This window comes from Leptospira congkakensis (genome assembly GCF_004770265.1).
GTDB classification, from domain to species: Bacteria; Spirochaetota; Leptospiria; order Leptospirales; family Leptospiraceae; genus Leptospira_A; species Leptospira_A congkakensis.
The window spans coordinates 1-20,482 of the sequence record NZ_RQGQ01000009.1 but is presented as its reverse complement, the minus strand read 5'-3'; the positions used below and the strand labels follow the sequence as shown (position 1 = coordinate 20,482).

The following is a 20,482-nucleotide window of genomic DNA, read 5'->3' as shown; positions in this document are numbered from 1 at the left end:
TTTCATTCTAAACTTAATTCCAAAGTAGAGAAGTCTAAGTTTTCTGTTTTTTTAGAATTGGTCAGATAAAAATGTTTTCCTCTTACTTGTAGTGTCACAAATTCCTGAAAAATTTTCTCCGTATTATTTGGATCAGGATTTTTTACTTGGTTACAATCTCGTCCGCAACCATTACAATCCCCTTCCCCATAATCTAAAAAATTTGTGAACGTTTGTTTACGGAGGAATCCAAAAATTCGAAGATCTATCTTTCCAGGACTTGTCTCTTTAATTTCATAGTTCCCCATTCCATAAAAACGCTGAGAACTTTCTTCACCCGCATCGTAATTGGTACGTGCTGTGGAACCTTCCAAAAAGAAAGTTCCGTCAGAGCGCAATCGAATGGTCCAATCAGAAGCCGAAGGTGGATCCAAGTTCTCTTCCACGGAAACTTCGTTATCTGCACCTGCTGGTAGATCCGTAACCGCTTCTTCTGTTACGGCTGTCACTTCTCTTCCTGTTAAACCGCGATTCAGTACCTTTCGTAAAGAGGCTTTGGTGAAGGCTTCAAAATTTTTGTTAGCAGTCTCTTTGGATTTTGGGAGTGTATCCATCGCGAACCAATCTCCGTCGTTTCCAAAACGTAACTCTGATAAAACGATTCCTTTTTCAGTTAAACCTGGATAAATCTCTTCCACCTTCATGGATAATTTTTGACCTTGATAAGGAGTGGGAAGTGCGATCTCTTGGCTTCCCATTGAGTCTTCTACATTTATCTTTGCAGAATATCCGTCATCACCAGTCAAAAGAAAGGATTTCACTCTTCCATTTTTGATACAATGAACATCAGAACGTTGGTATCCGTTCCAAATTTTGATTACAGATATTTTTTTCTTTTCCGTGAAATCAAAGTTAAATGTGACTCCAACACCACCTTTGACAGAAGCATAACCATTTTCATATTTAGAATCAAAAAGATTTAGAACAGAGTAAGTTGGTTCCGGTGAAGCTGTTTCCGAGGCAGTTACGATTCCTGAGATGATTTCCGGTGCGTAAGTTCTATATGCTTTTTTCTTTTCATCATAAAATTTCACTGACTTCAAACAAATATTTTGGTTTCTTTGGAAATTCAAAGTAACCGACCTAGCCTGCACAATCGGATCAAAATTAACTTCTGAATTTGAGTTTTTAACGTCTGTACTTGCATATACTTCGTCAAAATTTACATAAGCAGCGATACGATCTTTAAAAGAACCAGAACAAGATTCAATAGAAACCTTACTCAAAGAAAACGCATTGTCCGCATAAAAATGCAATTTGACAAACTCCGCACCTGGTTCGGCCTTCCACTCTTTACCATCTAACACAAAAAATGGGAGACCGTTTTCCATTGAAGTGGATGTAACCATTGAGAAGTGGAGTTTTTTGCCACAATTTACAACAAGTAAAACTGGCAAGAGCAACAAGGGAATTACAGATAATCTAAATTTCATATTCTGTCCTCTGAAAAGGTGGATTTAGGAAAACCGATTTGAAAAAGAAGGCAAGAAATTTTTTACGGACTCATTGTATCTTTTAAAACTCGCTCCCAAGTTTCAGCATTCAAACCTCCCACGATCCATCGACCATTGACCCAAAAAGTTGGAACCGAACTCACCCCAAAGGCAGCTGCTTCCTTCAAATCATCTTTCACGAGTGCGAAATATTTCGATTTAAGCTCCTTTGATTGGCATTCCGTTAGAGATTCCCACTCGGCAACCTTTATGTTTTCGTTACGTGTTATTTTTTTAGAATTTCCATATAACAATTGCATATGGAGAGGAAAATTCTTTGAATCCCTTTTCCACAAACAGCGACCCATGGCAAGAGGTAACAAACCTTCTTCCGAATCTGAATCTAATGGGAAATCTTTATGAACATAAAGTATTTGCGATTTATATTTTTTAAGTATATTCTGAGTATGAGGAAAAGTATCTCGGCAAAAATTGCACAAATAATCACTCCATTCGACAATCACCCATTTAGCATCCAAAGAACCGAACTTAGGTGAATTTTTAATTGATATTTTTTTTAAAAGTTCATTTCGTCCAATTTCAAAAGACTTTTCTTTCCATTGAACACCCGCTCGGTGAAAGATACGACTCCATACGATACGAATGCGAATTGATTCTCTTAGACGATCGATTGAATCTGTATCAGAGACTTCCCTTGGTAAGGATTTTTTCTCCAAAGTCCAAAACTTTGATATTTCTTCATCGGTAACCAAGGAACGTTCCCTTTCTTTCCATGCCGTTAAAGTTCTACCTTCCGATTTCGCAACACTTTGTAACTTCGCTAAATGAGAGTCAGATGAAAGAGAAAGTTTAATGGTTTCCTCAGAAGGCAATGACTCTGGTAGAAAAACATCCTTACGGGGGCTCTCTTCACAAGAAAAAAACAAAATGATGAAAAATATAAAAGGCACAACACAAAACCTAGCAAAATAGAAGTTTTAATCAAGATTTTTATCCTGTTACTTAGCTTTTAATAAATCGGCAATTTTTTGGTGTCCGTTTTCTAATGCTAATTCTAAAGCCAGCTGTCCTTTTTTATTTTTCAATAAAGGGTTTGCCTTTTGGGTTAACAAAAACTCTACGATTTCAAAACTACCATCTCTTGCCGCAAGAATCAATGGAGTTTGACCTTCTATTGTATCCGCCCGGTTGATATTGCAACCAAGAGAAACCAATTCCTTTACCATAGGTTCATTCTGAAGCAAAACTGCTAATAATAAAGGAGTTTGTCCAAATTCATTCAGCGCTTCTAAATCTGCACCGTCCTGGACAATCGATTTTACAAATGGAATCGAACCACCTTGTATCGCCCAAAAAAGAGGAGTGTATCTGTGTTCATCAACTTCGTTAATGTCGACGCCTGTTAGTCGTAGAACCTGAAAAAGAGTTATATGGTTTTCTCTAGCTGAATAAATCCAAAGTAATTTTTGTCTTCTAGAGTAATCCAAAAAGAATAAACTAATCAAAATAAATAAAAGTATAAATCCAAAAAACGCTCTTTTAGCAGCATATCTGGTATCTGGATGGAAAAAAAACTCAGAATTTTCTCCCAAAGTTTTTAGAACCGATCGGTATTTCAAAACAATTAAATATACTAATATAATATTTGTTGGTAACGTAAACGCAATGAGGTAAGGAATATTTAGTATTTTACCATTCCCTGCATATAACAGAAAGTATATAGGGAATAAAAAAATGAGGAATCCGTAAATCGTGAAACTACTAGCGATATATCCTTTTGCAGAACCACCAATTCTCAACAAAAGCCCTCTATGAAAACTCATTAACTGCAATAATAACGAGGAAAGAATGGCCCACACAACCGAACTAAGGATTTGTAAGGACGGAAGTGGAATCGGCATATCCCAACGATTTTTGCTCATTCCAACATATAGACCAGCAAGAATGGCAACTCCACCTACAAACCAAAGAGAAAAGAATATGCGAACGGAATGTCTTGCTCTTACCATTCGAGATGGTTTGTCTTCCGCAACATCTTCCTCTCCCAGAATTTCCTCCACCGCGGATCCTGCGCGCAACATACCCAATACGGATACTGCTATGTAATAACAAAGGAATGAAACTGCTAAAAGGTTACGTTTCCAAGACTCATCATTTGATAAATAACGAACAAAAAAAATTAAAATGAAAGTTAATATGGGTGGAGTTATCAGTCTGATGGTTGAAATCAATCCACCATGGAACGGATTCATTAAGGTGAGTTTTTTTTCTGCAGTCATTTTATTTTGTCACCCCTTTGTTCCCTTCGTCTTTTAAATTTAGAATATAATTTGCAACGGCTGTTAATTTTTCATTTCCCAAATACTTTTGAGAAGGCATTTCGATGAACCCTTCTCTAACTTTTTTTGGCATAGAAGCAAAAGAAACCACTCCATAGACATCTTTTTTGTATTTTTCTTGAATTTCTTTTATTGGAGGGCCAACCGTACGAATGTTCATCGAATGGCACCCTGAACATACAGCACCAAATACTTGTTTTCCTAATTCTCTAGCATCTGATTTGGTTTCACCTTGTTTTGGATCACCTATCATAGTTTTGATTTTTTCACTTGTATCCTTGGTATCACAAACACCAAAATCCTTTGTTCCAATTTTTGTAACTGAGTCAGGGGAAATTAAACAATTGTCTTTTCCTTTTCCGGAAGCAACAACATCGTATCCATCAGGAAAGATCCCTACCTTACCACCATTAGGAGATTCTGGGATAGGATTACCGGAAAATATAATTCTTATCACATAAAAGATCCAAGACACTAAATCATTCCACTTACGAACTCCATTATCAATGAAAACATTTTCTAAAATTTTATTACGATCTGGGTTTGGCTCCACATCTGGATCTGGTGATTTCGAATTGGGAAGTAAGTTATTATCACCAATTCCAATTCCTGCAAAGCTATTTCTCCGAATGATATTACCTTCAATGGTTACTTCGTCACCAGCCATCACACCAATACCAATTCCAGGAGGAACACCAGCAACAAGTGCTCCAGGTTCTGCAAAGTTTCGATGGTTGTTATCAAAAATAAAATTTTTCCGAATGATCACGTTTTCTACTTTTTTTAACGGGAGACCCGGCAAAGCAAAAGCAACAATTCCTGCGGAATTATCGTAAACAGTGTTTCCTTCAATCAATACATTTGTAGAATTTTCTATTTCGATTCCAATAACACTTCCATATACCTCATTTCGCCTAACATCAACATTGTGACACATACCAATATAAATAGCTGCATCTGCAATCCCTAAACTAACCGTATCTTCGATTAATACATTCGTACCCATTGTTGGATAAATCCCATAAATTCCCGTGTTTTCTACAATGAGTTTTCGCATTGTGATGTTACCCGCACCTTGGGTCATCACACCATTTGCTTTATAATTTTTAATATGAAAATTTTCGATGAGAAAATTGGCACCTGATCCAATCACTCCATCATTTAACTTACCTAATCCATCCAAAACTGGCCACTTACCATTTACAATTACACCGGATAAAGTAAAATGAGTTTTATCCACAAATAAAAATTCGTGATAAACTCCAGGAAATACTTTTACAGTATCACCTTTTTCTAGTGAGTCGATGACCTTTTGAATAGACTCTCCTTCATGAACTTCAATTGTGCGTGAAAAAATTTCAGAACTGAAAGTAAAAAGAAGAAAGATAACAATACATAGGTGAAATAAACTTTCACGCATTTGAGAAGAAAGATTAGATAGAAAAAGTTTTTTAAAACTCATTATTATTTGGAACTCCGATGGTATGATTCAAATTCGATGGCTACAGGTAAGTTAGAAGGAACAAACTTAGGGATTTTTGGCATACTAGTTTCGTCATTCAACGTACCTAGAAACGAAACAAGGGAAGTGATTTCTTTTTTACTTAGGCCCATTTTCCTAACATGCCAATGGATTCTAAGATCACTCGGTGCACTATTCCCTCGCCCCCCGCCCTCATTGTAAAAGTTAACAACATCTTCCAATGTTTCCAAATTCCCTGAATGCATATAAGGCGCGGTTTTGGTTATATTTCTCAAACTAGGAACTCGAAAAGATCCTCTTAGTAATTCCTGTCCGGTAATGGATTCTCTTCCATAATCCCTATCGCTGGAATCTAACACCCCGATGGTCGCAAAAACGTTATTTGTAAACATTGGTGGTGGATGGCACTCGGCACATCGGGCAACAAAAGAACGAAAGACATTGTAACCTAACAGTTCTTCATCGTTTAAAGCTCCTTTATCTCCCGTTGACCATTTGTCAAATCGACTGCTAAAAGAAACAAGTGACCTTTCAAAGGAGACAATGGCATCAATGACTAAGTGGACAGAAATTTTTGAACCTTTGGCCCCATAGGCTTGGCGAAACATTTTTTGGTAAAAAGAAATATTATTTAACCTTGATTCGATGATTTCTTGCGAACTTCCCATTTCATCTGGCGAGTATAGTGGGCCTTCTGTTTGATCTTCTAAATTGGAAGCTCTCCCATCCCAAAACAAATGTTTCATATAAACGACATTCCATAAACTAGGTGCTGATCTTTTTAGTGTCACACCACCATATCGGTTTGGTCCGTATCCAATGCCACCTTTTCCTATACTTTGTTTTCTACCGTCTGATAAACTATAAGCTGGATGATGACAATGGGCACATGACAACTGTTTATCTCCAGAAAGAACTGGATCAAAAAAAAGATATCTTCCTAAATCAATTACTCTTGGGTCAAGTTTGACTTGAGGAAGTACTTGGCCAAGACCACCATTTTTCTCTAAAGATTGAACGTATTTGTAATCAATAACACAAAGTTCATTTTCTTTTTTCCATCCAGAAGGACAAAACGAAGAAAGTTTAAAATCGACAGGAGGTTCGACGATTTCAAACTCTGACGTTTCTTGAATGATTCTAGATTCTATCTTAGAACAATGAATGACAAAAATGATCGAGGCAAAGATTCCGAAACAAAACCGATACTTCACAAGACAAAAGAAACAAAGAGAGTTAAGATAGAAATCATTTTAACCAATGTTAAAAAAAGAAATCATACAAATTAGCCATTAAAAATTTATGCCCAACAAAGGCTCATTGATATATGTCAATGAGATCATTTATATTTAATATCGGTTTTGTTGAAGAGTTATTTTTCAAGGATTGTTCACAACAATCATGGATAGAAAAATTAAAGAAAAGAACCCATATAAAAACCCAATAAAACTAAACACAAACAGCAATAAGTAAAATTATTTTCTCCGGATTGCAATCATCGCGACGTCATCAGAGAGGGTAGACATACCAGGTAATGATAAATTTTGGGATGTATGTTTTTCTAGTTCAATCACCATACTCTTTATCAAATCGTTTGCCTGTCCCATGCCATTTGCTAATAATTGTTTGGCGATTTTAGATTTTCCAAAAAAATCCCCTTCCGCACTCCTTGCTTCGTCCAATCCATCCGTATATTGGAAAAAAAGATCCCCTGAATCTAGTATGATAGCTCTTCTTTCAATGGTAGATTCAAAAAATGAATTTTCATCCATTCCTAAAGGCAAACCACCCGCAGGTAATTCATGAATTTTATTCGTGGATGCATCATAAAACATTGGTTTTAAGTGTCCGGCAGAAACATATTCTACTGAGGATTTTTCTGGGTCGAAAACTCCGAGAAAAAAAGTGACAAAGATATGATCTGGGGTATCCTCATAAAGACTCCCATTCACTTCGAGAAGAATCTTTTTAAGATTTCGTTCTCCTTTTCGGAAAATAGAACGAATTTGAGCACGAAACAATGCCATGACTATGGCAGGTCCAACACCATGGTTGGATACATCGCCAATACAAAATGCAAGTTTTCCATCCGTTAGTTCAATGAAATCATAATAATCTCCACCAACGCCAGTCATTGCTTTATAAAAAGCAGCTAGTTCAATTTTATCTTCTAAACTAGTTGGTAATTTACCAGGTAACAGACGTTTTTGGATCTCTTCAGCGGCGACGAGTTCACCCTTCATCTCCTCCCGTTCCTTTAATCCGTGCACCATGTCGTTTAAGGACTCGCTAAGGATTCCTATTTCATCATAACCAGCCTTAGGAAAGGAGACATCCAAGTTTCCTTTTTCAATTTCTTCCGTTTTTTTGCTGATAATTTTTATTTTTCGAACAAAGAACCAAGCAAGTATATAAGCGAGTAAAATACCCACAATGGCGATTGCACTTGCATAACGAATTTGTTCTTCTCGATTCTTTTTGATTTGTCTGTAACCATCCGTTCTGTCGATGATTATGATATTAAATCCGAGTAAGTCTTTTTGTAGTAATTCGTAAACCAAACCAGAAACGTTTTCTTTTGAAAGAAGAATGGGAGTTTCATCCAAATTCCACATCATTTCTTCTGCTTCCGTTCTGCTTCGTACAAGAATTCCAGAGTCGGAAAACGAAAACTTTCCTTTGAGTTTAGGTAACACAGTTTCTGAATTTCCAGACAAAATCCATTCTCTAAACTGTTTGTGTTTCGTATCCTGAATTTCCCTTTCTCCTTCATCTTTATAATAACGCATCAAACTCGAAGGTCCGGTTTGAAATGGCATAAATGCAAAATCCTCTAGAGCTACATCGCGAATTACCAATATCGCATCATTCAACTTTGCTTCTTTAAAAGAAGACCAATCATCTTTACTAACGACAACTCTTTGAATATGATCATTTGTTTCCTCAAGCGATGCTTCAAGATTTCTAATTTTTTCTTGTATCTCTTCTAGAGTAAAAACTGTTTCTCCATTTTTGGGTGGTGATTTTAATTTTTCTTCCCAATCGTTTATCTCTTTCCCGATTTGTTTTTTCTTTTCAATAAGTGCAGAATGATCTTCATTCCAATTCTTTGTATGTAGTTCAAAAGCCGACTTGTTTGGCATTAGTTCCTGGAATTTCAAATCGCGTTTTTTGATTAACCCTCGATAAGAATCAGCAAGGGAACGATAAGTCGAATCAGCACCTGGCTTCACCTTTCCTTCTTTCCGAAGTTCTGCGACTCTGGTCTTCAATTTCAAAATTACTTCCCTGAGTTGTTCTGAAATTTTTAGATCCTCTCCAAAATATTCTAAGTAACTATTTTCTTCATCCGAAAGCAATTCGGTAATTAATTTTGCTCGTTCTGCAGTTTTTGGATTTCGAAATACTGGTCGAAACACAACTTCATATTGCCGACCACCTACTTCATAACTGGCTGGTAAATATTCTTCCCGAACCAAACTCATCACGTTTTTTTCAGAAAACAAAGTTTTCTTACTATCTAAAAAATCAGTTTGTTTTAAGAGTTTTTTGCCTGTTCCCGAGGATTCAGGAAACAACAATCCTGTATCTAAAGTTTCTTTACCCATTCGATCATAAGCAAAGATTCTAATTTTATCAGGTAACAAACCAATCGAGGTGATATGATCTTTATAAGATCCCCTAAAAAAATTCTGCAACGCCTTTGTCAAAAGAGTTTCGTAGTTTAATGATTTCCTTTCATTTTCGGGGATCATTTTTTCATTTAACTTACGTTCATTGACTAAACTCAACTTATCAGCTATCAGTGTTTTTTTTCTTTTTGGAACAAGTCCTTCATCCAATAACTCTGTTTCAATTGGCTGCAACTCTTCTTCAATCTCCAACAAACGTATCTTGGCTCGTTCTACGTTAATTCGTGCAGCGGCAGTCTTTTCCGCAAAACTCTTGATATACTTATAAGTAGAAGGGTCAATTGGTGCCCCATTGTCTTTCCGAAGTTCAGCCTTTACTTTATTTTCAAAATCATCAATTTCTTTCTCCGAAAGATATCTGGTAAAGTAAGTATCTACTGATCTATAAACATTATTTCTTTTTAGATTGAGACCAAGGGATTTTCCAAAATCTTTTAAAGAGCCTAGTAACCCGGTTTCTTTACTCACAACAGTCCGCTTAAAACGGCTCAATTCTTTCTTTTTCCCTTTTACCCTTACCTTAAATTCTTCTATCATCACAAGACTTCTGGTTAAGTTTTCTAAATCCAAAACAACAGAATTGATATACTCTAATGGAGTTTTTAGTTCCGATTCTAGTTTTTCTTCTAATGCTTTTTTCTGTTGGTTATAGTGTAATGATGAAGTAATCGCCAAAATGGATATGACGAGGATGGCAGTAAAAAAACTTAATTTGGTTCTGATGCCGGGGACAATGGCTCTTAGGATTCTTTTTTTATTCAAGGTTCAGTCCTCATATAACTTAATGTCAATTCATTCAAAGATTCTGCTGTTAATCTTTTGTATTCTAACGTCATAATTTTTTTTACAGACCTAAGTCCAAACCCACCATCTAACCCAGACTCATATAAATGTTTCCAAGTATCTGATTTTTTTTTAGTTGGGTCAAAGGGAATACCACTATCAGTGATAACAAACTGTAACTGCTTGGGCGTTTTTAACATTTTGATTTGAATTGAAGATTGATTTTCATCTATAAATCCATGTTCAATGATGTTAGTAACGATTTCATCTATACAAAAAACGAGTTTACCTGTTATATCTGTTGGTATATCACTCGCTAAAAAAGATCGAACCGATTGCCTGACCTGCGACAGGCTGTCCAAATGATTTGGAATGACAACAACCTGTTCTTTGTTTGGTTCCAAAGTGATTGTCCTAAAATCCAGCCAGGGCTCCATCCAAATTTGCAAATACCTTAACTTTTTTAGTAAAATACATCAAGTCCATAGTATCTTTTACTTCTTTAGTTAAATTTACTAAAACAATTTCGCCTGATTTATCTTTTAAGAATTTTTGTATGGAATTTAATACACCAATACCCGCCGAAGAAATATAAGTTAGTTCACTAAAATCCAATACGATTTTAGTGGCGCCATTTTCAATCGAAAGTTCTAATTTAACTTTTAATTCTGGAGCCGTTTTGGCATCGATTTCGCCAGATACTTGGATTACGAATTTGTCGCCGTGACTTTTTTCTTTAAAGTTTATATTTGCCATTATGTACCTCTTTTTAAATCCTTCATTAACTCTTTCATAAGCCCTTTTGTTTGGATAATCCCATATAACTTCCGTTCGAGGGCATCAATTTCGTAACTAAACTTAACATTCGGATCACCTTCAAAAATATATGCATACTTTCGTATCCCTTGGATTGCCTTTTTTGTGTTCCCTTCCATAATTCCTCTTGTGACCGAATAATATATATCGATTGCAAGAGAATCCCAAAGGTTTTGCCTAAAACCAGTTTCCCTTTTATCAAGTGCAACAAGTAATGTTTCAACTTCCGACTTATTAAAACTTTCAAATTCATTATAGGTAATGATGTAACGAGTTAATAATTTTTTACACTTCGCAAGATTGTTAGATTTAGTTGCCGTTAAAACTTGCTGGTATAAAGTATGTAACTCAGTCTCTACATACACTTTTTTTCTGGTATTATCTAAACGAATTGGGTTAAAAGCTGTCTGTAAGTCTTCTGCAGTTAAATTAGCGATTGTTTCTTCAAACTTTTTTTCATTGGATTCATTTGTGATTTTTGCAAATGTCTTTAATGATTTTTCAATCGCATAAACAAACTCAGTTGCTTCCGCAGAGGAAGCGAGCTCGATATTTTCCTGGATTCGATCCAGAAAAAAGATACATGAATCACCCAAAGCGGATAAACTTTCTACCAAACTCTGAGAAATCAACCGTTTGCATTGATGTGCGATAGTATGTTTATAGGCTGGATCTTCTATATCTTGATGGATTTTATCCATCAGTTTAGCAGTCGATGACCCTAAATGTGCTTTGTCTCGTTCCCAGCCAGAAAAGACAAGCGGCTCGTAAAGATAGGTTTTAAAATTCTTTTTACCTGAAAGGGCAAGTAATCTGATATTTTTTACAATTTCTTGGGCTAAGTCGGGAGAAATAAAGGTTCGTTTATTGGCCATTTTTGAGGTTACATGGAACAATTTCAATTTGCGGATATCCCGAAAAAAGAGTAAAGAATAATCTCTAGTCTAAACTTGTCGAAAATACAAGACCGGGATTTGCCATCAAAACGAGAAAAGCAGAGATTGCGCAGTGACCTCATTTTACAAACTACTATTTGTTAGGTGAATCTAAGGAAAGGTTTTCAAAACTACACATCGCCAATACCAAAAAGAAGTAAAACCATTGATAAATAAGTTTCATATTACTAAAAAATTAGAGATGTGGCTTATTGAAATAATGGATCTAGACCAATGACTGAAAGTGCAGTTTGTTCCGTCGATCCAATCGCTACAATTCACAAACGTGCAGGCTCTATTAGAATCGTTTCAGAATTCCTCACAGGAAAAAAAGATTGTAAGAAGAGGACTCGTATTAGTCTAATTTTTACATGCCCCATGAAGTGAATCTAATTTCTACTGTTGCCGTCGGCTTTGGTTTGGCAATGATCTTGGGATTTCTCGCAATCCGCCTACGAATGCCGCCACTCGTGGGATATTTAATTGCCGGTATCATCGTTGGTCCTTACGTCCCTGGATTCGTTGCAGATGCGGAACTCACTGCTCAACTTGCTGAAATTGGAGTCATGTTGCTTATGTTTGGCGTTGGACTCCACTTCTCCATCGAAGACTTAATGTCTGTAAAACGGATTGCCATTCCAGGCGCCATTGTACAAATTTTAATGGCAACCATACTAGGTGCCGGCGCCATCCTATTTTGGGGAGGCAGCTGGGGAGAAGCCCTTGTCTTTGGATTGGCTCTATCTGTTGCCAGTACAGTCGTGTTACTAAAAGCACTGGAGGCCAGAGGAGTCCTTGATAGTATCAATGGGCGCATCGCCATTGGTTGGTTGGTTGTAGAGGATCTAGTCATGGTCCTTGTCTTGGTATTACTACCACCATTAGCTGGAATCATGGGAAGCAAGGCTGATGGTATCCACCAGCCAACCGATGCCAATATAATGCTCACACTTGTCATCACTCTCGCCAAAGTCATCACCTTTGTTACAGTTATGTTGGTTGTGGGAAAACGTCTGCTGCCCAAATTGTTATGGTGGGTTACTGGCACGGGTTCACGAGAACTATTTAGTCTGTGTGTAGTTGCCACCGCAGTCGGTGTTGCCTACGGTTCTGCTTTGTTATTCGACGTGTCATTTGCCCTGGGTGCTTTTTTTGCAGGTATGATGTTACGAGAATCTGAATTCAGTCATCGTGCTGCCGAAGAGTCATTGCCGCTTCGTGATGCCTTCGCTGTATTGTTTTTTGTTTCCGTTGGGATGATTTTTGATCCACATATTTTAGTGGATCAACCATTAAAAGTAATTACCGTAATTGCCATCATTATGTTTGGAAAAACACTCGTCGCCATTGCACTTGTGCTTATCTTTCGTTATCCACTAAATACTGCTTTGACTGTAGGTGCCAGTCTTGCCCAAATTGGTGAATTCTCTTTTATTTTAGCGGGCCTAGGTGTGAGCCTTGGTCTTTTGGATATAGAGGGTAGAAACCTAATTGTAGCAGGTGCGCTGGTATCTATTGCATTCAATTCTACCTTATTTACGGCACTAGAACCATTACAAAAATGGATCCGCAAACATTCCTCATTTGCACGCAAACTAGAAATGCCAGACGACCCTCTTTCGATGTTACCAATGTCAACGGACAATGTCTTTTTATCCGGCCAAGTAGTGTTAGTTGGTTATGGTCGAGTAGGAAAACGAATCGCCAATATTCTAGATGAACATAAGATTCCTTATGTGGTTGCGGAATCAAACCGCGAGATAGTCGAAAAATTGCGAACACGAGAGATACCCGCTGTATGCGGTGATGCCTCCGATCCCAATGTATTAGTTCAGGCACATATTGCCCATGCTAGTTTGTTAGTTGCTGCTACATCAAACACATTCCATGTACGCCAAATGGTTGAGATTGCACGTAAATTGAATCCAAAAATTGAAACTGTGATTCGCACACACAATGAGGACGAAGCCAAGTTGTGGACGGAAGAACAAATAGGAAAAATTTTTCTCAGTGAACAGCAGCTTGCCGGTGGTATGGCGGAACATGTATTAAAGCGTATGGGAAAAATCGCATAAACGAATTTTTTTTCCTCTTAAAACAAAAAAGCCTCAGATCTCACGACCTAAGGCTTTTCAAAATTTAGCTAAAAGAAAATTATTTTTTCTTTTAATCAACAGATGCTTTTACTTTTTCCATATACATGGAATCAATCAGCGATTGGTATTTTGCTGTAATGATATGCCTCTTCATTGAAAGTTTTGCAGACAATTCATCACCTACATCAAAGGTTTTTGGCAAAAGTCTGACTTCACCAATTTTTTCAAAACTCTTAAATCCATTCTCTATTCGAATGATAGTTTTTACTTCTTTTTCAATTCTTTCTTGAACCTTTTTGTTCTTTGCCAGTTCTTCATAAGTGGATCCATACTCTAAAAAAACTCCAAGGCTAGGTAAAATCAAAGCACCTAGAAATTTCTGATCTTGCCCGACAACCATCACATGGTCTATAAGTGGAGATTGGATGAGTTTATTTTCAATGGGCACTGGCTCTATATTCTCTCCATTGAGCAATACAATTGTTTCTTTGCTTCTACCAACGATCTTTAGAGTATGATTGTAGGTCATAATCCCAAGATCTCCCGTGTTCAACCAACCATCATTTGATAAAACCTTAGCAGTAACGTCAGGCCGTTTATAATAACCTTTCATGATCTGAGGTCCGCGTACATAGATTTCCCCTTTGATTCCTTTTTTAGGAGGGTATAAGATTGCACCCGTCTCAATATCCTTCAATTGAATTTCTGTTTCAGGGAATAAAGGTCCAACACTCCCCACAACCAAATGTTTTGGGGTTCGAAAAGCAAGACCTGGTGAAGTTTCAGTGAGTCCATATCCCTCAAAGACAGGGATTCCGATGGTATTAAAAAATTCATCTATATGAAAAGGCAAAGATCCACCTCCGGAAACAGTGCCTCTTAATTTCCCGCCGGTCACTTGCCGAATCTTCCTTAAAACCATCGTATCAAGGATAAAATAAGGAAGAATGAATATGATTATCCTATAGATAGACAATATAACAAACGATAGAGACTGGATCAAATTTCGACCTTTAAGATCCAAGAGATTCCCTTTAAAAAAATGAAACGACCTTTGTATAGGAAGAGCAGAATTGTAAGCTGCTTTAAATAATATTTTTTTAACAAGAGAGCTACTCTCTACCTTTGCCTGCATCGCCTGATATAAATTTTCCCAAAGTCTTGGTGCGGATGCCATAAAAGTAGGTTTTACAATCGATAAATCTTCACGTATATTTCTAACATTTGTATAATACTGACAAGCACCCATAGCAATTGTTCCCATTTGGAAAACTCTTTCAAAACTATGCCAGACAGGTAGGATGGAAAGAAATCGATCCTTGGGACCAATGGTCATTGGAATATTCCTTATTTGCGAAATCATATTTTTATGAGTTAACATAACACCTTTGGGTTCTCCCGTAGTTCCAGAAGTGTAAATGATAGTAAATAAATCATCAGGACTAATTGTCGAGATTCGTTCTTCGACCTTTTTATCACCTAATCCTCGCAACCTTTTCCCTTTTGTAATTAGCTCACTCAAATGAATGACATTAAAAACTGTTTGAGCCTTTTGATAACTTTCTACTTTTTCACCGAAACTTAGTTCTGTGTTTTTGATCGTAGATTTTTCATCCATAAGAATCACATGGGTTATGTTTGGCAGATTCTCAAAATTTTTCTCAATTTTCCGAAGTGTAGTTTCATTTTCTACAAAGACCATCTTTGCATCCGAATGGGGAAGAATGTAACGAATGTCACCATCGGTTACGTCAGTACCACGAGGAACATCCGCAGCCCCACAAAGAATAATTCCGTAATTGGTTATGATCCATTCCTTTCTATTGTCGGAAAGAACTGCGACATGTTCGCGAGCCTTTAATCCAAGTTCGATGAGCCCAGTGGCAAGAGCAAGTCCCGTATCATATACTTCCTGAAAACTCACCGTATCAAATTGTTTTAGATGGTTCCTGGTTCCAAATGCTGGTTTGTCCCCATACTTACTCGCACTTTCGTAAAACAATTCTGCGAGGTTTTTCGCTCTGATTTCTGAACTCATATCTATTTCTCTCCAAAGTAGATACAATAGCAGATTTTAAAATTCAGTCTTGAACGGAACGGCTAACGAGAAAAGAAAATGGTCGGAATCCAGGATGACTCAGATGGAATGTTTTTCTGGTCTTTACGTGAGTGGCCTACTTCGTTAAGTAAAGTCAACTTAAACCAGAAAAACATTTTGATTTAGAATGGCTAAGGATTCAAAGATACTCTTTTCGTTTTACAAATCTCTGCATAACGAAGAGCACTTTTACGAACTTTCCGATCCATATTCGAATAATCCACTTCAACCAGTCCAAACCTTGGACCATATCCATCATTCCATTCTAAATTATCTAAAAACGACCAATAGTAATAACGTTCCACAGAGACACCTTCATCGAGTAACCGACGAATCGTTGCTAAATGGTTAACAATATACTGTTCCCTCTTTTCGTCTTTTTCATCAGGAATCCCATTCTCTGTAATATAGATGGGAAGTTTGTATTCATCCCAAATCCGATGACAAACAATAGAGAGTCCTTCCGGATAAATCTCCCAACCCAAATCATTTTTGCGAGAATCGGGACAATTTGGATCTACCATAGGCGTAGCAAATAAATTTCCAGGATTGTAACTGGCTTTAAAAAGATGGCGAGAGTAGTAATTAATTCCGATAAAATCACAGAAAACACCCTTCCCTTCTGGATAACCAAATCCAATGGGAAAGGATAACTTCCCTTCTATGAAACCTTTTGTTTGAATTTCATGAAATAGATAATCACTTAAAAAACAACCAAGACGTGCTAAAGGATGGGATGTTAGAGGTGCAAAAACAGCAAGATGGTGCGCAAAACCAACCTTAGTTTGTCCTGTAAAACCAGATTCCTTTCGAATTTTATGAATGAGTTTATAAGATTTGAGGTGAGATAGAATGAGCCGACGAGTGACTTTTAAATACGCAGGTATATCCCCATGACTTCCCGGAGGATATTTACCATCCACATAACTATCATTAGCAAAAACATTTGGTTCGTTGATCGTGCACCATTCGGAAACAAGATCGCCAAATTGTTTTACAGAAAATTCAACAAAGTTTAGGAATTCACTTACCGCATCCTTTCCTAACCATCCTCCCTTTTTCTGGAACCATTCGGGACAAGAAAAATGATGGAGTGTGACTAGAGGTTTGATCCCAGCTTCCAAAAGAAGTCGAAACTCATCACGATAATGAGCTACTGCATCCATTGACCATTCTCCCTCAGAGGGTTCGATCCGACTCCATTCAATACTCATCCTGTAACATTCTTGATTGAGTTTTGATAATAGCTTTACATCTTCCGCATAACGCGCATAATGATCGGCACCAGTAAAACTAGACTCTCCATTTCCGACTTTTCCAGCAAGTGACCAATGATACCAATTGTTATGAATATCTCCACCTTCAATCTGAGTGGCAGCGGTAGCAGAACCTAATAAAAAATCTTTCGGAAGTTCAAAACCTTTTGACATTCCCTTCTCCTTCTAGACAAGTTTCAAATTTTGTTTCATTAATAATTGCGATTATTTCTTCGCCATAGTTTCTTCTAAAAATTGATTTAGAGGGTATATGGTTTGAAAACTTTGGATTGCATCATCCATAAAATGATTGGATGTTAAATCAGTATTTTTTATCTTTTTTGCAACAGCAAATCCTTTGTATTTCAAAAACTCTAACGCAGGATGGTCTTTCGCAAAACCTTTAGGTGCTGTTTTCAATTTTTCCGCATAGAAAGTTGTTCCAAAATTTTGAACAAATTTTTGATTCTCTAAAATTTTTCGAAATGACTTTGTATCGGCGACAATCCTTTCTCTGATTTGTTGTAAGGCCTTGGGCTCCGGCTTATAACAACCACCACCGAGAAGAGATCCATCTGGTTCTATATGTAGATAATAACCTGTGCCATCAATCTTCCTGTTTCCTCCTCGCATAAAAATCCCGAAATGCGTTTTGTAGGGACTTTTATCTTTAGAAAAACGAACATCTTTATAAATTCTAAAAATACAAGATTTAGGATCGACTCCTCTGACAGTTTTATCAAACTTTTCTATTTCACCTAACAAAGAACCAGTAATCATAATCAATTCATTTTGGATTTCTTGAAACCTAGTTTTGTTTTCTAAAAACCAGTTACGATTGTTGTTTAGTTTTAATTCAGAAAGGAATTGAAGAATATTTTTGCCGATTTTCACTACAGATGAATTTCCTATTTTACCATTTTGTTTTTTATTAAAGAATTCGTAAAATAGAATGAGTGATCACATAACACAGTTTACAAAACCTTTTCGAAAAAAATCATCTCTTTATGGCCCAATCCTTATCCTTTCTTGAAATTGCCCAAAAGGCCTTAGTGGAAACAGGTAGTCCCATGAGTCCTTCTGAGATTTGGGCTTTTGCTGAAAGTAAAAAATGGAAAACTGATTCCGTAGGTAAAACACCTTGGGCAACCATCTCTGCACAAATTTATGTAAGTATCAAAAATGACCCAATCTCACCGTTTCAGCAAGTAAGCAAAAGACCCACTCGTTTTGCTCTGTCTGGCTGGGGTGAAACTATTGATCGAATAGTTTCTGATTTTAATGCAAGAATGTTGGAAGAAGAAAATATCCCCGTGAAGGAACGGAAACTACATCCAGTCCTTACCCAATTTGTATTTTCCCACCCCCACTTCCGAGCGTATACAAAGACGATTTATCATGAGATTTCAACAAAATCAATAAAAGGTAAAAATCGATGGTTACATCCAGATCTAGTCGGAGTCAGGTTTAACTTTGATGAATATACAGAAGAAACAGTGAGTCTGCAGAAATTAATGGCAACTGCAGATTGTTACCTCTTTTCCTTCGAAGTAAAAGTGAATTTGCATTTCGGAAATTTAAGGGAGGCGTTTTTTCAAGCTGTTTCAAATTCCTCTTGGGCCAACGAAGGTTATCTCGCAGCACTAAACATAGAGGAAGACTCTGACCTAATGGATGAATTATCGAGACTTTCCAAAGCCTTTGGTATAGGTGTTCTTAAATTGGATTCGACTAAACCTGAAGAAAGCGAAATATTATTCCAATCAAATCCCAAACCCAACCTAGACTTTACAACAATCGACCGTTTGGCGGAAGAGAATAAAAATTTTAGAGACTTCCTCAAAAACATTGCAGAGGATGTGAAGTTAGGAAAAGTTAAGAGCTCCTATGATACGAAGGAATAGAAACTTGCAAGTGGGCGTTCTCCATCGATTGGTGTATCGGGATTCTAATTAAGAAGGGTCGGAATCAAATTTATTTTTTAAACGTAGTATTTAGTTAGTCTTTAGCATTTTTCTCACACAGACCAAAGTCTCCAAAATAGAACGACTGGCGGAAGGTTTCATTCTCATCGAAATGACGGGAACAAAGTTGATCCCAGGAAGTAAGGTGCAAGTCGATGTGGGAAATCCCCCCCTACCTCCGAACATAAAAAAAGCCTCACATCTTTCGACGTAAGGCTTTTCCCAACATTTGTATGCGACATGTAAATGAACAAACAACGCATTAGTCTATATATACACGATCGTAATCGTGTATATTGTAAGCTCTGGCGATTCGTATCACTTGGCTGATCCAGCGCTTCGCGACTGAACTTACACCTGTGACCTATCAACCAGGTCGTCTGCCTGGACTACATACAACAGGTGCGATCTTATCTTCAGGTGGGTGTCCACTTATATGCTTTCAGCGGTTATCCCGACCGAACACAGGAGCCATGCCACTGGTGTGACAACAGATGCACAGTGTCCCTTCGGGTCAGACGAGTTTTGGCTAGGCTTACGCTTTCGCCAAACTCGCATTCTCGCAAACCAACGGGATCCAATTTTGGTATCTCTGCAAATCTCTTTCGCAATGATGTTTCATTTCGATGCCAATCTTTTAAAGTTGCAGGAGTATGGAATGCAAAGATTTCACGAGCTCTAGGTTTCGGATCTAAAAAGTTCGAAAATCGGATCACCTCGCCAGTGGCAATGTATGTAAAAGGTAAATGTTGTTTATGTAAATGTTTTAAAGTAGCTTTTGCATAGTTTTCGGCTTGTTCTTCATGGGTTGAAATTCGATGACCTTCTTCAGCTCTTTTAGCTTCCACAACTCCGCATGGCTTTCCATCGACAAACAAAAGATAGTCAACTGGCCCTACATCAGTCTGGTATTCTCTTACTGCTACACCCATACCAGCATTCAGATTGATTTTATTTAAATTTTGTATGATCCACCCAGCTTGCCCTAGTTGAATGTCAATTTGATCCCTAGCTATTTGTTCTGGATTCTGATTTACCATACAATCAATCTATTCGAAACACAGTATAACAGTTGCTTGAAACAGTTCATTAGAATTTAATATTATTTAATCCTAACAAATAATTTAACTGTTGTTTCACCATTGCCAACTCTATAGTTTTCAACAAAATTCGACAACTCCATTATACAAATCCCTAGGACAATTCTAGCTTCGAACATAAAAAAAGCCTCCGATCTTTCGACCAAAGGCTTCTTCTTATCTAACTCTTTTTCCACTATATACAACAAAGGTTCTATTTTTCCCGAAGAGAGAAAGCCAACCGCAACGAACCATAGGGAGTGAGGTTGGGACTTTTGCGGAGCGTTAGCCTAGCAAAAAGTCCATCGGCGCAGACCGCCAAACAGAACAAAGTAGAACAAACAACGCTTAAATCTATACATACACGTTGACACGTGTATATTGTAATATGGTCAAGCCGATCGAGCGATTAGTATCACTTGGCTGAATCCATTACTGAACTTACACC

General features: G+C 37.2%; 15 protein-coding genes and 1 pseudogene. 2 read left to right on the top strand and 14 right to left on the bottom strand.

The window, feature by feature from the left end:
- Positions 1 to 2: 2 nt before the first annotated feature.
- From EHQ70_RS05870 to EHQ70_RS05830, 9 genes are all read right to left on the bottom strand, one after another.
- Positions 3 to 1,472: an NADase-type glycan-binding domain-containing protein gene (locus tag EHQ70_RS05870; protein ID WP_135584450.1), complete on the bottom strand. Its 1,470-nt coding sequence runs from the start codon at positions 1,470 to 1,472 to the stop codon at positions 3 to 5.
- 62 nt (positions 1,473 to 1,534) lie between these two features.
- Complete coding sequence (locus tag EHQ70_RS05865; RefSeq protein ID WP_135584448.1) at positions 1,535 to 2,443, bottom strand: thioredoxin domain-containing protein; 909 nt, start codon at positions 2,441 to 2,443, stop codon at positions 1,535 to 1,537.
- A 48-nt stretch (positions 2,444 to 2,491) separates the two neighbouring features.
- A complete protein-coding gene (locus EHQ70_RS05860; RefSeq protein ID WP_135584446.1) occupies positions 2,492 to 3,772 on the bottom strand; it encodes an ankyrin repeat domain-containing protein in 1,281 nt (426 codons plus the stop codon).
- A 1-nt stretch (position 3,773) separates the two neighbouring features.
- Positions 3,774 to 5,294, bottom strand: coding sequence for a parallel beta-helix domain-containing protein (locus EHQ70_RS05855; protein WP_135584444.1), 1,521 nt, complete (start codon positions 5,292 to 5,294; stop codon positions 3,774 to 3,776).
- Between the two features lie 2 nt (positions 5,295 to 5,296).
- A complete protein-coding gene (locus EHQ70_RS05850) occupies positions 5,297 to 6,529 on the bottom strand; it encodes a cytochrome-c peroxidase (RefSeq protein WP_135584442.1) in 1,233 nt (410 codons plus the stop codon).
- Positions 6,530 to 6,790: 261 nt separating this feature from the next.
- A complete protein-coding gene (locus EHQ70_RS05845; RefSeq protein ID WP_135584440.1) occupies positions 6,791 to 9,769 on the bottom strand; it encodes a PP2C family protein-serine/threonine phosphatase in 2,979 nt (992 codons plus the stop codon).
- Positions 9,766 to 10,194 (bottom strand): ATP-binding protein, encoded by a 429-nt coding sequence (locus EHQ70_RS05840; protein WP_135584438.1) that lies wholly within the window; start codon positions 10,192 to 10,194, stop codon positions 9,766 to 9,768. The genes EHQ70_RS05845 and EHQ70_RS05840 overlap by 4 nt, the downstream gene beginning before the upstream one ends.
- A 10-nt stretch (positions 10,195 to 10,204) precedes the next feature.
- Positions 10,205 to 10,546, bottom strand: a complete 342-nt coding sequence (locus tag EHQ70_RS05835) for an STAS domain-containing protein (protein ID WP_135584436.1) — start codon at positions 10,544 to 10,546, stop codon at positions 10,205 to 10,207.
- A complete protein-coding gene (locus EHQ70_RS05830; protein WP_135584434.1) occupies positions 10,546 to 11,481 on the bottom strand; it encodes a hypothetical protein in 936 nt (311 codons plus the stop codon). Before EHQ70_RS05830 ends, EHQ70_RS05835 begins: the two co-directional genes overlap by 1 nt.
- A gap of 431 nt (positions 11,482 to 11,912) precedes the next feature.
- Here EHQ70_RS05830 and EHQ70_RS05825 point away from each other — a divergent pair, with 431 nt between their 5' ends.
- Complete coding sequence (locus EHQ70_RS05825) at positions 11,913 to 13,616, top strand: cation:proton antiporter domain-containing protein (protein ID WP_135584432.1); 1,704 nt, start codon at positions 11,913 to 11,915, stop codon at positions 13,614 to 13,616.
- Between the two features lie 91 nt (positions 13,617 to 13,707).
- On the opposite strand, the gene EHQ70_RS18745 is transcribed toward EHQ70_RS05825, so the two are convergent.
- From EHQ70_RS18745 to EHQ70_RS05810, 4 genes and pseudogenes are all read right to left on the bottom strand, one after another.
- Complete coding sequence (locus EHQ70_RS18745; RefSeq protein WP_425270021.1) at positions 13,708 to 14,166, bottom strand: hypothetical protein; 459 nt, start codon at positions 14,164 to 14,166, stop codon at positions 13,708 to 13,710.
- A 129-nt stretch (positions 14,167 to 14,295) separates the two neighbouring features.
- Positions 14,296 to 15,675: pseudogene (locus EHQ70_RS05820) on the bottom strand (AMP-dependent synthetase/ligase); the annotation flags it as partial.
- 191 nt (positions 15,676 to 15,866) lie between these two features.
- A complete protein-coding gene (locus tag EHQ70_RS05815; RefSeq protein WP_135584428.1) occupies positions 15,867 to 17,165 on the bottom strand; it encodes a glycoside hydrolase family 1 protein in 1,299 nt (432 codons plus the stop codon).
- 51 nt (positions 17,166 to 17,216) lie between these two features.
- Positions 17,217 to 17,885 (bottom strand): DUF2461 domain-containing protein, encoded by a 669-nt coding sequence (locus EHQ70_RS05810; protein ID WP_135584427.1) that lies wholly within the window; start codon positions 17,883 to 17,885, stop codon positions 17,217 to 17,219.
- Positions 17,886 to 17,998: 113 nt separating this feature from the next.
- Between EHQ70_RS05810 and EHQ70_RS05805 the strand changes: the two genes are divergently transcribed.
- Positions 17,999 to 18,895 (top strand): HTH domain-containing protein, encoded by an 897-nt coding sequence (locus EHQ70_RS05805; RefSeq protein WP_135584425.1) that lies wholly within the window; start codon positions 17,999 to 18,001, stop codon positions 18,893 to 18,895.
- Between the two features lie 509 nt (positions 18,896 to 19,404).
- On the opposite strand, the gene EHQ70_RS05795 is transcribed toward EHQ70_RS05805, so the two are convergent.
- Positions 19,405 to 19,995, bottom strand: coding sequence for a type I restriction endonuclease (locus tag EHQ70_RS05795; RefSeq protein ID WP_208729507.1), 591 nt, complete (start codon positions 19,993 to 19,995; stop codon positions 19,405 to 19,407).
- Positions 19,996 to 20,482: the final 487 nt, after the last annotated feature.